At 69.2% G+C, this 16061-nt stretch carries 18 protein-coding genes; 17 read left to right on the top strand and 1 reads right to left on the bottom strand.

What is annotated here, in order from left to right; genetic code table 11:
- The first annotated feature begins 283 nt into the window (after positions 1 to 283).
- The 11 genes from ASD47_RS26565 (at position 284) to ASD47_RS07450 (ending at position 10809) form a co-directional block, all read left to right on the top strand.
- On the top strand, positions 284 to 430 hold the full coding sequence (locus ASD47_RS26565; protein ID WP_156402153.1) for a hypothetical protein: 147 nt from the start codon (positions 284 to 286) through the stop codon (positions 428 to 430).
- On the top strand, positions 418 to 1194 hold the full coding sequence (locus tag ASD47_RS07495; protein WP_056753833.1) for a hypothetical protein: 777 nt from the start codon (positions 418 to 420) through the stop codon (positions 1192 to 1194). The genes ASD47_RS26565 and ASD47_RS07495 overlap by 13 nt, the downstream gene beginning before the upstream one ends.
- Complete coding sequence (locus ASD47_RS07490) at positions 1191 to 2705, top strand: phage baseplate assembly protein V (RefSeq protein ID WP_056753830.1); 1515 nt, start codon at positions 1191 to 1193, stop codon at positions 2703 to 2705. The genes ASD47_RS07495 and ASD47_RS07490 overlap by 4 nt, the downstream gene beginning before the upstream one ends.
- A 2-nt stretch (positions 2706 to 2707) precedes the next feature.
- Complete coding sequence (locus ASD47_RS07485; RefSeq protein ID WP_056753826.1) at positions 2708 to 3052, top strand: hypothetical protein; 345 nt, start codon at positions 2708 to 2710, stop codon at positions 3050 to 3052.
- Between the two features lie 2 nt (positions 3053 to 3054).
- Positions 3055 to 3492: a GPW/gp25 family protein gene (locus tag ASD47_RS07480; protein ID WP_082564513.1), complete on the top strand. Its 438-nt coding sequence runs from the start codon at positions 3055 to 3057 to the stop codon at positions 3490 to 3492.
- A complete protein-coding gene (locus tag ASD47_RS07475; protein ID WP_056753824.1) occupies positions 3492 to 6023 on the top strand; it encodes a baseplate J/gp47 family protein in 2532 nt (843 codons plus the stop codon). The genes ASD47_RS07480 and ASD47_RS07475 overlap by 1 nt, the downstream gene beginning before the upstream one ends.
- 2 nt (positions 6024 to 6025) lie before the next feature.
- A complete protein-coding gene (locus ASD47_RS07470) occupies positions 6026 to 6601 on the top strand; it encodes a hypothetical protein (protein WP_056753821.1) in 576 nt (191 codons plus the stop codon).
- A 24-nt stretch (positions 6602 to 6625) separates the two neighbouring features.
- Positions 6626 to 8014, top strand: a complete 1389-nt coding sequence (locus tag ASD47_RS26040; RefSeq protein WP_082564512.1) for a PASTA domain-containing protein — start codon at positions 6626 to 6628, stop codon at positions 8012 to 8014.
- Positions 8015 to 8075: 61 nt separating this feature from the next.
- On the top strand, positions 8076 to 9152 hold the full coding sequence (locus ASD47_RS07460; protein ID WP_056753818.1) for a PASTA domain-containing protein: 1077 nt from the start codon (positions 8076 to 8078) through the stop codon (positions 9150 to 9152).
- 52 nt (positions 9153 to 9204) lie between these two features.
- Positions 9205 to 10182: a hypothetical protein gene (locus tag ASD47_RS07455; RefSeq protein WP_056753815.1), complete on the top strand. Its 978-nt coding sequence runs from the start codon at positions 9205 to 9207 to the stop codon at positions 10180 to 10182.
- A gap of 9 nt (positions 10183 to 10191) precedes the next feature.
- The gene (locus tag ASD47_RS07450) at positions 10192 to 10809 is read left to right on the top strand and encodes a hypothetical protein (RefSeq protein WP_056753813.1); all 618 of its coding nucleotides are present in this window, start codon (positions 10192 to 10194) and stop codon (positions 10807 to 10809) included.
- Here the strand turns inward: ASD47_RS07450 and ASD47_RS07445 are convergent, their stop codons facing one another.
- Complete coding sequence (locus ASD47_RS07445) at positions 10810 to 11502, bottom strand: hypothetical protein (protein WP_056753810.1); 693 nt, start codon at positions 11500 to 11502, stop codon at positions 10810 to 10812.
- Positions 11503 to 11852: 350 nt separating this feature from the next.
- On the opposite strand from ASD47_RS07445, the gene ASD47_RS07440 reads away from it, so the two are divergent.
- From ASD47_RS07440 to ASD47_RS07415, 6 genes are all read left to right on the top strand, one after another.
- The gene (locus tag ASD47_RS07440) at positions 11853 to 12704 is read left to right on the top strand and encodes a VacJ family lipoprotein (RefSeq protein WP_369800264.1); all 852 of its coding nucleotides are present in this window, start codon (positions 11853 to 11855) and stop codon (positions 12702 to 12704) included.
- Positions 12701 to 13369 (top strand): phospholipid-binding protein MlaC, encoded by a 669-nt coding sequence (locus ASD47_RS07435; protein WP_056753802.1) that lies wholly within the window; start codon positions 12701 to 12703, stop codon positions 13367 to 13369. The genes ASD47_RS07440 and ASD47_RS07435 overlap by 4 nt, the downstream gene beginning before the upstream one ends.
- Before the next feature lie 63 nt (positions 13370 to 13432).
- Positions 13433 to 13942: an outer membrane lipid asymmetry maintenance protein MlaD gene (gene mlaD / locus ASD47_RS07430; RefSeq protein ID WP_082564511.1), complete on the top strand. Its 510-nt coding sequence runs from the start codon at positions 13433 to 13435 to the stop codon at positions 13940 to 13942.
- Between the two features lies 1 nt (position 13943).
- The gene (locus ASD47_RS07425; protein ID WP_056753799.1) at positions 13944 to 14750 is read left to right on the top strand and encodes an ABC transporter permease; all 807 of its coding nucleotides are present in this window, start codon (positions 13944 to 13946) and stop codon (positions 14748 to 14750) included.
- The gene (locus tag ASD47_RS07420; protein ID WP_056753795.1) at positions 14747 to 15511 is read left to right on the top strand and encodes an ABC transporter ATP-binding protein; all 765 of its coding nucleotides are present in this window, start codon (positions 14747 to 14749) and stop codon (positions 15509 to 15511) included. Before ASD47_RS07425 ends, ASD47_RS07420 begins: the two co-directional genes overlap by 4 nt.
- A 2-nt stretch (positions 15512 to 15513) precedes the next feature.
- Positions 15514 to 15972: a hypothetical protein gene (locus ASD47_RS07415; protein ID WP_056753792.1), complete on the top strand. Its 459-nt coding sequence runs from the start codon at positions 15514 to 15516 to the stop codon at positions 15970 to 15972.
- The last annotated feature ends 89 nt before the right edge of the window (positions 15973 to 16061 follow it).

Here is a 16061-nt window from a genome sequence, read left to right as displayed (position 1 = left end):
GCCGTCGGCCGGCTTGATGTCTGTCGATGCGCCCTGGCGGGCGTCCTCGGCGGGTTCGGAACCGCCAACAGCGCCTGTTCCCGCCCGTCGCGCGCCGGCTGTTCCGCGCAGAGGCCACGGCGGGTCGACAGCCCCTGTCCGTGCGGCCCAGCCCAGGACGCGGCGGGTGGGCCATGGGGGGGCCGCCGTCGAACGCACCGCCCTTGCCTTGAATGGCCAGACGACCGAGCGGGCCAAACGACCGACCTTCACCCCATCCGGTGCAGCTTCGCCAAAGGGCTTCATGCACGGGTTAGCCAATTCGCCGCCGGAAGACCGTTGGCCCTCGCTGCCGCCGGCGACCTTCGCGTCGCCGCAGGGCGTCGCCGCCCCGCCGCCGCGCTGGGAGGACCTGGCCCGTGAACAGGAGGAGGGTCGATGGAACGTGTAGCCTTCCTGCTGGAGCGGTCCGGCGAGCGGATCTCGTGTCTGCTCAATCCAGAGAACCTTGAGGCGCGGCGCACGGCCGGTGTGCGGACGCGGTTGGCCGGCGGCGGCTTCCTGACCGGCGTCGCGCGCTCGGAGGATCCGCTGATCGCCACCGGCGGCGGGGTCACGGAGTACGACCTGAACCTGCTGTTCGACGTCGAGGTCGCCCGCGAGGGCCGCTCGCCGACGGCTGCGGAGGACGGCCGAGGACCGGCCGAGGACGACGACGTCCGCGCCCTGACCCGACCGCTGTGGGACCTGACCGAGAACGCCGTGGCGGCCGACGGATTCGCCGCTCCGCCCACGGTTCGGTTCATCTGGGGCAAGTCCTGGAACATTCCCGGCGTGGTGCTGCACGTCGCCGAGCGTCTCGAGCGGTTCAACGCCGACGGGGCACCCCGACGGTCATGGCTCAGCCTGCGCCTGCGTCGCGTCGAGGATTCCGAGCCGCGCCCGGCCCCCGGCCGGCCCGTCACGCCGCAGTTCGAGGCGCCGTCGGAACTCGACGGCGAGTCCGTCGACCAGGCCTCCGCCGTCGACATGCCGGTCGACAACGACGGCCTGCCGCTGAAGCGCTTCGACCAGGTCGCCGACGACGGCTATGGCGACCCCACCCTGTGGGCCGACTTGGCGGCCTACAACGGCGTCGACGATCCCCTCAACGTCCCGGAGGGCACGACCATCGTGTTGCCGTCCCTGGCGGTTCTATTGGGGGCGCGGGCGTGACCTCGATCTTCGCCAACCGCCCCTTGCGGGTCCGCCTTGAGAACGCGCCGCTGGATCCCGACCTGGGACGTCACGCCGTCTCCGCGTTCGTGCGCCAGGCTCTCAACGCACCGGCGATGGCCGAGCTGGTCTTCGCCGACCCGCCGACGGAGACCCTGACGGGCCTGCGCCTCGGCGCTGGCCTGGCCTTTTCGGTGGATGGTTCCGGCGATCTGTTCGATGGCGAGGTCACGGCGGTCGAATACGAGCAGGACGCCGCCCAGGGGCGAGTGGTGCGCCTGCGGGCGCTCGACAAGCTGCACAGGGCGCGGCTGCGCCAGCGGGCCCGGGCCCTGGCCAGCACAACGGTCGCAGATCTGGCCGAGCAGATGGCGGGCGACCTTGGCCTGACGTTCAGTTGCGCCGAGCATCCGCCGACCCGCGCTTTGATCGTCCAGCACGACCAGAACGACTTCGATCTGGTGGTCGACCTGGCGCGCGACGCCGGCCTCTACCTGCAGCTGGAGGCCGACCGTCTGCGGCTGGTCAGCCTGGCCGGCGAAGGCGAGCCGATCCCACTGCGGATGCGCCACGAGATCATTCAGGTCCGCGCGACGGCCGGCGCCGACTCCCTGCGTCCCTGGACCGGCGCCCAGTCGTGGGACCCCGCCCGCGCCGTCGCGGCCAATGCGCGCGCCGGGCTCGCGCGCCAAGACGCCGAGGAGCTGCGAGACGGCGGGCTGACGGCCTTTCCAGACCTGGGCGGCCGGACCCTGTTCAACCGCCTGGCCGCCGACGCCGCCGAGGCCGAGAGCCTGGCTCAGGCCGATCTCGACCGGGCCGTGGCCCGCGCGGTTGTGCTGGAGGCGGTGGTCGAGGGCGACACCCGCCTGCGTCCCGGGCGGCCGGTGACTCTGGAAGGCGTCGGCGACCTGGTCGATGGACGCTGCGTGGTCACCCGCGCCCTGCACCGCTTCGAGGAGGCGCGCGGCTATGTCGTGGAGATCTCGACCGAGCCGCCGGCCCGGCCCGATCGCCCACGCATTCCGGCCTTTACTCTGGGCAAGGTAACCGACGCCGACGATCCCGACGGCCTGGCGCGGGTCCGGGCCCGCCTGCCGGTGCTGGGCGATGTCGAGACGGGCTGGATGTCGGTGTTGCTGCTGGGCGCCGGCGCCGAGAAGGGGGTGGCCATCCTGCCCGAGCCTGAGGACGACGTGCTGGTGCTGTTTCCCGACGGCGACCCGGCCCGAGGGGTGGTCCTGGGCGGCCTCTATGGCGAGCGCACCGCGCCAGGGCCGCGCGGCGCGGGCACGGCCGGCGCCCGAGCCTTCACGGTGCGGACGCCGGGCGGCCAGGTCCTGACCCTGGACAGCGTCGACGCCCTGGCGCGGCTGGAGACCCGCGCGGGCGGGATCTTCGAACTCGGCCCGAACGGCTCGCGCCTGCGCGCCAGCGGCGACCTCGTCATCGAGGCGCCGGGGCGCCGCTTGACGATCCGCGCCGCCGCCGTCGCCTTCGAGGAGGGGTGAGCATGCTGTGGTTGACCCAGGACGCGACGCTGGTCTGCGATCATGGGGGGCGGGTGGGCATCGCCCCGACCCAGACCCTGGTGCGGATCAAGAACCGACTGGCGCTGGTGAATCCCAATCCGCAGTCACGGCCGATCTCAGCCTGTCCGAACGCCAATCCGGTCATCGGCCTGCGGCCCTGCCTGACGACCCTCGTGGTCAAGCAGGGCTATTCGACCTTCGTCACCATCGGCGGTCGGGCTGTGTGCCTGGACACGGTGACGGGGCTTACGGACGGGTCGCCCCCCGGCACGGTCAACTACCGCGTGGTCGATCCCGGCCAGCGTCTCGTGGCGGCCGGGAGTTGAGCATGAAGACGGTTCGGGGCATCCGGTTCGAAGGCGCGGAGCTGGGCGGCGCCACGTCCGAGCTGCGGCGGCCGGCGGGGCTGATCCTGTCGCCCACAGGACGACTGGCCGAGGTCAGTGGTCACGACGCCGTGCGTCAGGCGATCGTCCTGCTGCTGACCACCATACCCGGCGAGCGGGTGATGCGGCCCAGCTATGGCTGCCCGCTGCATCGGCTGATGTTCGCGCCCAATGACGCTACGACCGCCGGCCTGGCCATTCATTACGTGCGCCAGTCGATCAAGCGCTGGGAGCCGAGGATCGAGATCGTGCGGTTGGACGCCGGCGTCGATCCCGCCGCGCCCAGCCAACTGACGGTCTCGCTGGACTACCGCGTGCGCAGCAGCAATCAGCCCGGCCAGTTGCAGTTCGGGCTCGACCTGCAGGGGGAAGCCGCCTGATGCCGCTGCCCACCCCCAAGTTGGATGACCGCTCCTTCAACGACCTCATGGCCGACGCCATCAAGGTCATCGACCGTTCGTGCCCGGAATGGACCGATCGCAATCCCAGCGATCCCGGCATCACCCTGTTGGAGGCCTTCGCCTACCTGACCGACACCATGCTGTACCGGCTCAATCGCGTGCCGGAGAAGCTGTATGTCAGTCTGCTGAACCTCGTCGGCGCGCAGGTCCGGCCGCCGGCCGCCGCGGCCGCCACCCTGACGTTCACGCGCACGACGGGCAATGCGCGGATCATCATTCCCGCCGGGGCGCGCATCGCCACCAGCGACGGCTCGGTGACCTTCGTCGTCACCCAGGCCGCGACCTTGGCGGCCGACCAGAAGAGCGTGGAGGCGCCGGCCCTGCACTGCGACACGACCGAGGCCGAGGCGGCCGGGGTTGGGACGGGCGCGCCGGGCCAGAGCGTGCAGATCAAGCGGCCGCCCATTATCGCGCCGTCCGGCGACGGGCTGGACCTGATCGTGGGCGTCGAGGCCGACAGCGCCGAGCTGGCCGAGGGCGCGGTGTCGCGCACCCTGGGCGACAAGAGCTACCGGATCTGGCGTGAGGTCGTCAGCTTCGCCGACGCTGCGCCGACGGATTGCGTCTACAGCGTGGATCGGGCCGCTGGGCGCATCCAGTTCGCCCCGGCCCTGGCGGGCGAAGGCTCCACGCCCCTGGCCAGCGTGCCCGCCCTGGGACGTGACATTCGGGTCTGGTACCGGGGCGGCGGCGGCCGGGCGGGCAACGTGGTTCCCGGCGCCCTGACGGTGTTCAAGACCCCGATTGCCGATCTGGCGGTCACCAATCTCGCGCAGGCCGCCGGCGGGGCCGACGCCGAGAGCGTGCAGGCGGCGATGAGGCGCGGGCCTCTGGAGCTGACTTCCATGCGCTGCGCCGTCACCGCCCGCGACTTCGAGCGGGTGGCCTTGGGCGTCGGCGCGGTGGCTCGGGCCAAGGCCTACGCCCAATCCCAGGTCTGGGCCCATGCCGCGCCAGGCGTGGTCGAGATCCTGCTGGTGCCGGCCGTCGATGCGGAGAAGCTGCCCGACGCGGGGGTCACCGCCCAGGCCGTGATCCAAAGCCGAAGTGAGGAGCTGCGGGCGCGCGTCCAAAAGGCGGTCGACCAGCGGCGGCCGCTCGGCGTCCAGACGGCGGTGGGCTGGGCCAGGGTGCGGCCGGTGTCGGTGGCGGCGCGGGTGGTGGTCAGCCGCGAGGAGGACGCGCCGGCCGTCGAGGCGCGACTCCGCACCCGGCTCAACAAGCTGTTTTCACCACTGCGCGACGAGCCGTTCGGCCAGGTTCTCCGGGCCTCCGACGTCTATGAAGCCATGCTGGCCGATCCCAGCGTTCGCTATGCCGACCAGCTTCGCCTGACCATCGGCGAGGCGCCGGACCGCGACGTGTCGGACCTGCTGCGCGATCCGCACCAGGCGCGCACCTGGTTCGCCGCCACCAACCAGGGTCTGCATCGCAGCCTGGACGACGGCGGCACGTGGTCGGTGGTGTTCAAGGCTGACGGCGACCGCCCGCTGTTCGTGCGCCGGCATCGCGACCGGCCCGGCCTGGTCGCCCTGGGGGTCGTGCGCAAGGCCGGCGGCGCCATCCACGTGTCGCGCGACTGCGGCGAGACCTGGAAGACCGAGGCGGCGGTATTCAACAGCGAGGTGTCCGACGCCGACTGGGTCGACCGGGAAGGTTCGCCCCTGCTGCTGATCGCTACGGCGGAAGGCCTGCGCCAGCTCAAGCCGTTCGGCGACGCTGGACCCGCGCCCGTGGTGGTCGACAAGGCCCGCGACACCAAGGGCTTCTACGCCGTGACGACCTCGGTGTCGTCGGCGGGTGTGGTCCAGGTGGCGGTGGCGGCCCGGGCCAAGGGCGGGGTCTACCTGTCGGCCGTGGGCGGGGTGTCGGACAGTTTTCACTCGGTGGGGCTGGTCGGCCAGGACATCCGCAGCCTGACAGTGCAACGTTTCAACGCCCGCGACTTCCTCTGGGCGGCCGCCGCGGCCGAGGCCGGCCAGCAGGGGTCCGGCGCCTTCCGCGTGGAGCTGCGTTCCGGCGGCGCCGACGATCCTGAGGGCTTCAAGCCGTTCAATGTCGGCTGGCAGGGTGGCTCCTGCGAAGGCCTGGCGTTCGCCGACCAGTGGGTGTTCGCGGGTTCGAACCGGGGCGGCGTGCTGGCCCTGGACACCACGGTCGCCGCGCCGGCCTGGCGCGCCGCGCCTTTGGACGCCGGCCTGCCGATCCGGGACACCGAACGGCTGCTGCACGTGGTCTCCTGCGTCGCCGCCGCGCCCGCGGCGGGCGGAGCCCCGATGGTGTTCGCCGGCGGCCCCATGGGCGTCTACCGCAGCCTCGACGGGGCCCTGCATTTCGCCACCGCCTCGGCCACGGTGTTCACCGACCGCATCCCGCTGCCCCCCAACTGGCTCTACTGCGCCGACCAGCACCACCTCTCCGTGGTGATTGACGACGATACGGGGGGCTGACCGTGGATCGCGCCCGCATCGCACGGCTCTTGCCGGAAACCTACCAGGCCGCCATTCCGCCGGAAAACCCCTCGGTTCCCGATGGCGCGACGCCGAAGAGGCCTCTGGCCGCGGTGCTGGAGGTGATGGAGGTGCTCCAAGCGCCGGCCGAGAACGCCTTGGCGACCCTCGACTCCCATATCGATCCGATGCGCGCGCCACCGAGCTTCGCCCTGATGCTGGCGCGCTGGCTGGACCTGGATCGTTATCTGGACTGGACCGGGGGACGCCCCGGCGAGGGCGCGCCGCGCTACGCCGCGGGCCTCGGCCGGTTGCGATTGCTGTGCCTGGAAGCGGCCGAGCTGGCGCGCTGGCGCGGCACCCGCAGGACTCTGGAGCGCATCCTGACCGTCGGCACGGGCCTGTCAGGCTTCACGGTGGAGGAAAATCCGCCGGGGCCGAAGGGCGTCGAGAGCAGCTTCCACCTGCGAGTCGTCGCTCCGGCGGCGGCCCGGCCTTTGGCTGACCTAGTGCGTCGCATCGTCGACGAAGAGCGTCCCGCCTACACGACTTACGACATCGAATTTCTTCCAGCCTGACCGCGAAAACGAGGACGAACACCCATGCCGAGTTTCGAGATCCCGGACGGCCCGACGAGCGTGGCCCTGAAGACGGAGGCCGGTTTCCACAAGGCCAACGCCGTGTTCGGCGTCACCAACAAGACGGGGGAGGGGCTGACCGCCCGCTTCAGCGTGCAGATCCAGGGCGGCGGAAAGGCGGAATGGTATTCGATCCAGGGCGAACCGGAGCGGCCCGTCGCGGCTGGCGAGACTCAGACGGTGACGGTGGTGGCGAAAATCCCCGCCGCGACGCCCCCAGGCCAGCATCGGATCAAGTTGCGGGCGACCAATGTCAACGATCCCGACAACGACAGCACCGACAGCGCCGTGGCGACCGTCACGATCCCGGCCGTCGCCAAGCCGCCGACCAAGAAGAAGCCGTTCCCGTGGTGGATTATCGCGGTGGCGGCTGGCGTCCTGGTCCTGGTGATCGGCGCGATCATCGCCGTCGTCTTGCTGACCGGCGGCCCCAAGGTCCCGAAGGTCATCGGGCTGGACTACCCCGCCGCCGTCGCCAAGCTGAAAGAGAAGGGCTACGCCGCCGCGCCGGAAATCAAGGAGCCGGCTCCCGACAAGCCCTTGGGCAAGGTTTTCAAGCAGGACCCCGAAGGCGGCGAGAAGGCCGATCCCAAGACGGTGCAGGTCAAGCTGACCGTCGCGGGGGTCCCCACCGTCGCGACGCCGAGCGTGATTGGGTTGGACTATCCGGCCGCCGTCGCCGTGTTCGAAAAGAGCGGCTTCAAGGTCGGTCCGGCCATCGAGGAGGTTTCGCCTGAAAACAGCCTGGGCCTCGTGTTCAAGCAGGAGCCCGCGGCCGACGCCCAGGCCGATCCGAAGACGGTCGAAGTGAAGTTGACCGTGGCTGTGGGCGAGACCGTGACGGTGCCCGTCGTCACGGGCAAGCCCTTCGTCGCGGCCCAAGCCCTGCTGGAGGATCGCGGGTTCAGCGTCGCGCCGGCCGTGGTGGGAAAAGCCTCTGGCCAGAAGCCCGACGTCGTTCTGACCCAGAACCCGGCGGGAGACGTAAAGGCCGCGAAGGGGGGCGTCGTGACGCTGACCGTCGATCCCGGCGTGGCCGTGCCCGATCTGCTCAGCCCTCCAGTCAACGGGATCGCCGGCATCCAGGCGCTGAAGAACGCCGGCCTCGACATCGGGACCATCAGCTCCAGCTGTCGCGGCGCGCCCAACATGGTCGTGGGGCAGAGCATCGCGGCGAAGACCAAGGTCGCCCTGGGTACGCGGGTGGACATCACGGTCGCCAGCGCGACGGCGAGCCCCACCGCCTTCAGGCTCTGCAACGCGGTCGTGGACCTCAGGACCCAGAACTTCGGCAACCAGGTGCGAGGCGTCAACGCGCTATCGCCCAATACGAGAGCCTTCCAGCCGAAGTGACGACTTATCGCGTCGCGAGCGTGGGGCTCGCGACGCCTGGCGAACACAAGGATCACGATATATGCCGAGTTTTGAGATCCCGGACGGGCCGACGGCCATCGCCCTGAAGAAGGAGGGCGCCTTTCACAAGGGCAGCGCCGTCTTCGGCGTGACCAACAAGACGGGGGAGGGGCTGACCGCGCGCTTCAGCGTTCAGGTCCAGGGCGACGGCAAGGCCGAGTGGTACCAGGTCCAGGGGGAAACGGAACGCACCGTCGCGGCTGGCGAGAACCAGACCGTGACCGTGGTCGGCAAAATCCCTGCCGCGACTCCGCCGGGTCAGCACCGGATCAAGTTGCGGGCGATCAATGTCAACGACCCCGACAACGACAGCACCGACAGCGCGGCGGCGACGGTCACCGTCCCTGCCGCCGAGACGGCTGCGCGGCCGATCAAGAAGCCGTTCCCCTGGTGGATCCTGGCGGTGGTCGGCGGCGTGCTGGTGCTGGTGATCGGCGCGATCATCGCCATCGTGGCGATGAGCGGCGGAGCCAAGGTCCCGAACGTCGTCGGCCAACCCTATGCCGAGGCGGTCAAGGCGCTGGAAAAGGCAGGCTATAAGACGGTCAAGCGGACCGACAAGGCGACGGGCGAGAAACCGCCCGAGGTCGTGCTCGACCAGACGCCGGCCGCGGAGGCCAAGGCCAAGAAGACCGAGGCGGTCCTGCTGACGGTCGCTGTGCCCATGCCGGTGGTCGCGCCGGACGAGCCCAAGGACGAGCCGCCGATCGAGCAGCCGGCCGAGGCCAATTGCGACCCGGCGGTCGGCGCCTGCATAGAGGGCTTCGTTTGGCGCGCCGCTAGTCCCGACGACCGAGTCTGCGTCACCCCCGAGTCGCGTTACCTGGCCAGCCTTGAAAACGGTCAGGCCGGCGCGCGTCGCAATCCGAACGGCGGCCCTTACGGTCCGGACACCTGCCTCCAAGGCTATGTCTGGCGCGATGGCTTCGCCAACGACCACGTCTGCGTGACCGTCGAGCGGCGCACGGTTGTGGCCCAGGAGAACGCGGCAGGATCGTCGCGCTATCGGGCCTGCCGGCCGAAGATCGCCATTCCGCGCCCTACCACCCGTCCGAAGATCACACTGCCTTCGCGTTGAACTCCACCTCGAACAGGCCTGCCGGCTTGGCGGGCTGCAAGGAGACTGAGATATGGAGCGGATTTTCTCTCTGGAGGCCATCCTCGGGTCGCTGGCTTTCGGCGTCCTGGGGGCGGTGCTGGCCCTGATCGTCCGGCTGGCGAAGGGCGACGGCGCCGCGTCGCTCTGGCGAGCGCTTGAGACCTTCCTGACCGCGACGTTCGGGGCCTTCCTGGCGCGAACCTTCATCAGCATCATGCTGAGCGTCGGGGGCGACTCCGACGCGGCCGTGACGGTGACCAGCCTGCTGTTCTTCATCTGGCCGGGCGTGGTGAACCTCGTCTCGCTGGGGTTCGGCCATCCCGTGATCGGCGTCGAGGCCCTGCTGTGGATCGCTCTGGTCGTCGGGGGGCTGGTGGGTCTGTTTGACGGCCTCTGGGCCACCCACAAGTGGGCGGGGCTGGGCGTTCCGGCGTTCCTGCTCGACGTCACCTGGGGGTTGGGCGGCAACACCAACGGCGTGCTGATGCACCTGATCAATTTCGCCTGGGGCGACCATGGCGACGGCCCGACCGAGAACCGCCACGACGCCCACCGCTATGTGAAAGGCTTCGCCGTTCGCTCGGGCTTCGCCTTCACCCAGGGCGCGGTGATGAGCAACACCGACACTTGGACGCCGACCTCCGACCTGTTCAAGCACGAAACGATCCACATCTGGCAGAACCGGGTGCTGGGACCGTTCTTCTGGTTCTCGTATGTGGGCTGGATGGCGCTGACCATCATCCCCGCCCTGATCGCCGGCCTGATCGATTCCGGTCGCCGGATTGGCGACGCCATCACCTGGTGGACGTATTTCGACAATCCCTGGGAGGTGATGGCCTACGGCATCGCCAATCCGTCGGATCGGACGGGGCAGGTATTCATGAGCGGCGGTGGAACAGTGACCGGCTGGGTCTGCTGGCCCTGGCCCCTGGCCATCGTCCTTTCGGCGGTCGGGGTGGTGGGTCTCGGCGCGGCCTTCGTGGCGATCCTGGTGGCCGGCTATGGCTGAGCCGCGTCGATGAAGGCCGTCATCATCATCCTGGTCCTGGTCGTGATCGGCTTCGTCGTGGCGATCGGCGTCGCCGTCTATCGTGCGACCACGCCGCCCGCGCCCCCGGCGGCGCACGGACCGCCGACGACGAGCAACGGCGAGATCGACGAGGACGCGCTCGAAACCTGGGGGCCGCCCCCTATGGCCGAGCTCCTGGGCAAGCTGTCACGGCCGTTCGCGCCGAAGCTGCTGAAGAAGACCGTCGAGATTTCGGGTCAGCCCGGCTCGGGTCTGGCCGGCGACAAGCCCGGCGAACTGCCGATCGCCGCGTCCGACAGGAAAATGCGCGTCGCCCGTCTTCGCCTGGTCGAGGGGCGCGGCGCGGTCGCGACCTACCTGTGCGCGCCCGCGGGGAAGGGGGAGACCTGCGATCAGGTCGTGTGCCTATGCCATGAGAACACCGTGCTGGAGGACGACCAGGTCGAGGCCTGCACGGAGTCCTGGCGAAAAGCCCGGGCGATCGGCGACGACAAGTTCAGCTGTAAGAGGAATGACGACGACGTCTCGGCCGTCATCTATGGACGGGGCGGGGTGATCCAGGTGACGCCGATGGGGGAAAGCGCCGCCACGGTGTCGATCCGGTGATCACACCCTGACGGTGCGGACCGCCGAGATCATCGCCAGCAGCGATCCGATCAGCAAGATCAGCAGCCAGATCGCGCCGACGATGGCGATGATCAGCGCGCCGATGGCGTCGGTGATGCTGGCCAGGAATCCCGGAGGAAAGTCGATCAGGAACGCCAACAGCAGGGTGGCGCCGACCGAGACCGCGCTGAGGATGACGATGCCCTTGTTCTGCAGGAACCGCTCGTGGGCCAGGATCAGCAGGATGCAGAAGGCGATTTTCAGGATCAGGATCAGACCCAGAGTGGCCGTCGCCGCCCCGGTCGGAAAATCGGCGAAGGCGACGAAATAGGCGATGGTGCCGAACGGCACGGCCACCAGCAGGGTGATCATCAGGATCAACAGGCCCAGCGCCGCCAGGGCCATCACGATCGCGCCCAGCAGGCCGAAGAAGGCGATCACCAGGGTGACGATCCCCTGCACCCGCCCGATCACGCTGCGCGACAGCAAGATGCCCAGGCCCATCAGCAGGACGGTATAGAGCAGCAGGCCGTCCAGCACCGGCAGGTAGCGAATGCCCAGCCCTGGCGTCGAAGCCTCGAGGCCGGCCTGATGAACGGCGTCCAGAACGAAGGCCGAGGCGCACTCCACGAGCAGGGCCACCAGCAGGACAAAGCCGGCCAGCCAGAAGAACGGTGCGCGCAAACGGTCCATGGGAGGCACCCCGCGTTAATGCGCAACCTTGCCCGATCTCTACCTGGGCGACAAGAAGTGTTGATTTTGCCCGAAAGGTTGTGCGCTCATGAGCGCCTGGGTTGTTGTTTTTTCTGAGCGGTGAAGCCGCGCTCGCTTGACGCCAACCGACTTCCAAAGCCCCAGTCCCCTGGGCTTGACGGAAAACGCCTAGCCTTGAACGGAGAGGGCGCTTCCGTACGCGGATGACATCCAATAGGTGTGTCAGACCTTGCTTAGCTTTTGCAGGCGCCTACATGCCTGACGCCGGGACCCGGCAGGAGGCTGGAATGAACGGCGCGCCAAACAGAACTTTGACGAAGACACCGCGCGTGCGTACGCGGACCCTGGCGCTGATCGCCGCCGGCGGTCTGGCGGTGAGCGCGGCGAGCGCTCACGCCCAGAACGCCGGCGGCGAGCCGCCGTTGGTGGCCGCGCCGGCCGCAAGCAGCGATTCGGTCGATACGGCCTATGATCCGCTGCAAGGCTTCAATCGCGGCAGCTACGGCCTCAGCATGGCCCTGGACCATGCCGTACTTCGCCCCGTCGCCCACGGCTACATGGCCGTGACGCCCAGCCCGCTGCGCCGCCGCGTCAGCGCCGTGGTCTACAATCTGGGCGAGCCCAGCACGACGGTGAACGACATCCTGCAGGGCAAGCCCAAGCGGGCCGGCCGTTCTTCGGCGCGGTTCCTGATCAATTCCACGATCGGCGTCCTGGGCATCTGGGACGTGGCCACGGGCATGGGGCTGAAGGCCCATGACGCCGATTTCGGCCAGACCTTCGGCCGCTATGGCGTCCGGCCCGGCCCCTATCTCTACGTGCCGGTGATCGGTCCGTCGAACTTCCGCGACGGCGTCGGCCGGGTGCTGGACTTCTTTACCGACCCGGTCGGCATCGTCGGCGGCGGCTACACGACCACCTTCGGCGCCACCCGCCTGGGCGTGCAGACGGTCGACACCCGCGCACGGGCCGACACCGCCTTCCGTGCGCTGGACGACGCCACCGATCCCTATGTGACCGCCCGGTCGGCCTACGGCCAGTATCGCGAGGCCTTCATCCGGGAAGCCACCGGGGAGGTGCAGACCTTGCCGGACTTCGACAACGACTACCCGGCCGACCCCGCCGCCGAGCCTGCGTCCGCGCCGCCCGAGGCGACGACCGCTCCGAGCACAACGCAATGACTTCACCGGAAACGACCATGATTGACGCTCGTCCCACCCGCCGTTTCGCACAGCTGGCCCTGGTCGCCCTGATTGGCCTGGGCGCTTTGAGCCAAGCCCGTCCCGCCTTGGCCCAGGCGGCGCGTGATCCCCAGGCCGAGCAGTTCGTGCAGAGCCGCGCCCAGCGGGTGATCACCGTCCTGGCCGACAAGAACCAGAGCATCGCCCAGAAGAAGGCGACCTTCCACCAGGCGATCGATCAGTTGGCCGACGTGCCGAAGATCACCAATTTCGTGCTCGGCAAGTACGCCCGCACCGTTACGCCCGACCAACGCCAGCGGTTCGCGGCCGCGTTCCGCGTCTACGCCGAAAGCGTGTACCAGAATCGGATCAGCGACTATCACGGCGAAGTTCTGAAGGTGACGGGATCGACGGTTCGCAAGCCGGGCGACGTCATCGTCAACACCACGATTTCGGGCGGCCAGATTGGTCAGCCGCTGCCGGTGGCGTGGCGGGTGCTGGGCGGCGGGACCTCGTGGAAGGTTGTCGACATCCAGTTCAAGGGCGTGTGGCTGGCGATCACCCAGCAACAGGACTTCGTTTCGACCATCGATAACGCCGGCGGCAATATCGACGTGTTGATCAGCCAATTGCAGCGAGACGCCCAGCGTCCCGCCTCGCGGTAACACAAAAGGACGAGGCGGCCGTTCGGGCGGCGCGCCTCGCAGGGCTTCGAAAGGATAAAGGGCTTGCGCGAACAATGGGCCGAGACCCTGATGGGGTTCCTCGTTCTCGTCCTGGCGGCGGGTTTCCTGGTCTATTCGCTGACCGTTGGCGGCGTCGGCGGCCAGCCCGGCGGCTATGAGGTGACGGCCAAGTTCGGGCAGGTCGGCTCCCTGGCGCCGGGCGCGGCGGTCAGCGTCGCGGGCGTGAAGGTGGGCACTGTTTCGGACATCAGGCTGGATCCCAAGACCTACCTGGCGATCACCAAGCTCAACCTCGACCCGGACGTCAAGCTGCCCTCCGACTCCACCGCCAAGATCACCAGCGACAGCCTGTTGGGCGGGGTCCACGTGGCGATCGCGCCGGGCGGCGCGGCCGACGACATCAAGCCGGGCGGCGAGATCGACAACACCCAGGGCGCGGTCGACCTGTTCGGCCTGATCGGCTCGGTGATGCGGCCGCAAGGCGACGCCGCGCCGGCGGCCGGCGCCGCGCCTGCGGCGAACCCGGCCGCCACGGCTCCGGACAGCTACTGAGATGGCCGCGGCCGACGCGGCGCCGCCCGCGATATTCAAGCCGGTGCGCGCCATCGGTCGTTCCACCCTGGGCGCCTTGCGCATGGTCGGCGGGGTCGGGATGTTCGCCCTGCGCGGCGTGATCTCGGTGTTCAGCCCCCCGTGGTTTCCCATCCAGCTGCTTCGCCAGCTGGTCGCCATCGGCTTCTTCTCGCTGCCGGTCGTCGGGCTGACGGCGATCTTCACCGGCGCGGCCCTGGGGTTGAACATCTATACCGGCGGCGGGCGGTTCAACGCCGAGCAGGTGATGCCGCAGATCGTCGCCCTGGGCATCACCCGGGAGCTGGGCCCGGTGCTGGCGGCCCTGATGCTGGCGGGGCGGGTCTCGGCCGCCATCGCCGCCGAGATCGGCGCCATGCGCGCCACCGAGCAGATCGACGCCATGCGCACGCTGTCGACCGACCCGTTCCGCTACCTGGTCGCGCCGCGCCTGCTGGCCGCGACCCTGGTGCTGCCGCTGCTAACCCTGGTGGCCGACATCATCGGCGTGGCCGGCGGCTGGCTGGTGGCGGTGCGGATCCTGGACTTCAATTCGACGATCTATGTCCGCAACACCATGAACTTCATCCAGGGGTGGGACGTCGGCTCCGGGCTGATCAAGGCGGGGGTGTTCGGCTTCATCGTCGCGCTGATGGGCTGCTACCATGGCTACAACGCCAAGGGCGGGGCGCGCGGCGTGGGCCGGGCGACGACGCACGCGGTGGTGTCCTCGGCGATCCTGATCTTCGCGTCCGACTATTTCCTCACAACGCTGTTCACGCACGCATGACCGACATCCCGAAACTCGAGTGGAAGGGCGTCAGCAAGCGCTTCGACGGACCGGTCCTGGACGGGCTGGATCTCAGCGTCGCGGCGGGACGGTCGCTGGTCATTATCGGCGGGTCCGGCCAGGGCAAGTCGGTGACCATCAAGGTGGCCATGGGCCTGGTGCGCCCCGACGCCGGCCAGGTGCTGGTCGACGGCGAGGATCTGGTCGGCGTCAGCGGCGCGTCGCGTCGCAAGCTGTTCGAACGCATCGGCGTGCTGTTCCAGGGCGCCGCGCTGTTCGACAGCCTCAGCGTCTGGGAGAACGTCGCCTTCCGCCTGATCAACGCCGACGGCGTGCCGCGCAAGGAGGCCAAGGCGCGGGCGGTCGAGGCCCTCGGTCGCGTCCACCTGGGCGCCCATGTCGCTGATTCCTATCCGTCCGAGCTGTCGGGCGGCATGCAGAAGCGGGTCGGTCTGGCCCGCGCGGTGGTCGCCAATCCGGAGATCATCTTCTTCGACGAGCCGACCACCGGACTGGACCCGATCACCTCGGCGGCGATCAACGAACTGATTGTCGACCAGGTGAAAGGGCTGGGCTGCACCGCCGTGTCGATCACCCACGACCTGGCGTCCGCCCGGACGATCGGCGACGAGATCGCCATGCTGCACGCTGGCAAGATCGTCTGGCGCGGAGCCCCTGCGGAGCTTGATCGCACCGACAATCCCTATGTGCGCCAGTTCGTCGATGGGCGGGCGGACGGCCCGATGGCCAGCACGGTCTAGGCATGAAGGCGGAAAGGGCGAGAACGGCGCTGCTGGCGCTGGCGCTGGGTTGCGGCCTGGCCGGGGCGGTCCAGGCGCAGGATTACGTCCGCGCCGACTGTCGGGCTCAACTCGACCCAAGCTCGCTGCGGTTCGACACGTCGCTGCACCAGCGCTGGTACAGGCGGTTCTGGACCGGCGATTGCGATCACCTGCCGCTCTGCATTCCCGGCTCGCCGAACTGGAACAGCATCGTCGGCAAGCTGCTGGTTCGCGGCGGTCCGGCCGAGCAGGCCGCTCTGTTGCCCAAGGCCTGCCGGCTGGGACAGATGATCGGGCTGGAATGGGCGCGCGACAAGAAAGTCCGCCGCATCGACACCCGGGACCTGCACGCCTTCAAGGGCCAACTGGAGGCCTCGGGCGACGCTCTGCGCGGCGTCGAGCAGGTCGAGGCGTCAGCCCGCGCGAAAATGGCGCGATAGCGACCGTAGACCGCGTTCGGTGAAGAGCTTCACCGTGTAAGCGGAACCAAAGAATTTTCCCTGCGTTGGACCGTTTCGGGGAGGGCATG

This window comes from Caulobacter sp. Root1472, from assembly GCF_001426985.1.
GTDB classification, from domain to species: domain Bacteria; phylum Pseudomonadota; class Alphaproteobacteria; order Caulobacterales; family Caulobacteraceae; genus Caulobacter; species Caulobacter rhizosphaerae.
Note: the sequence above shows the minus strand (reverse complement) of the source record. Positions and strands in the feature narration are given on the sequence as shown.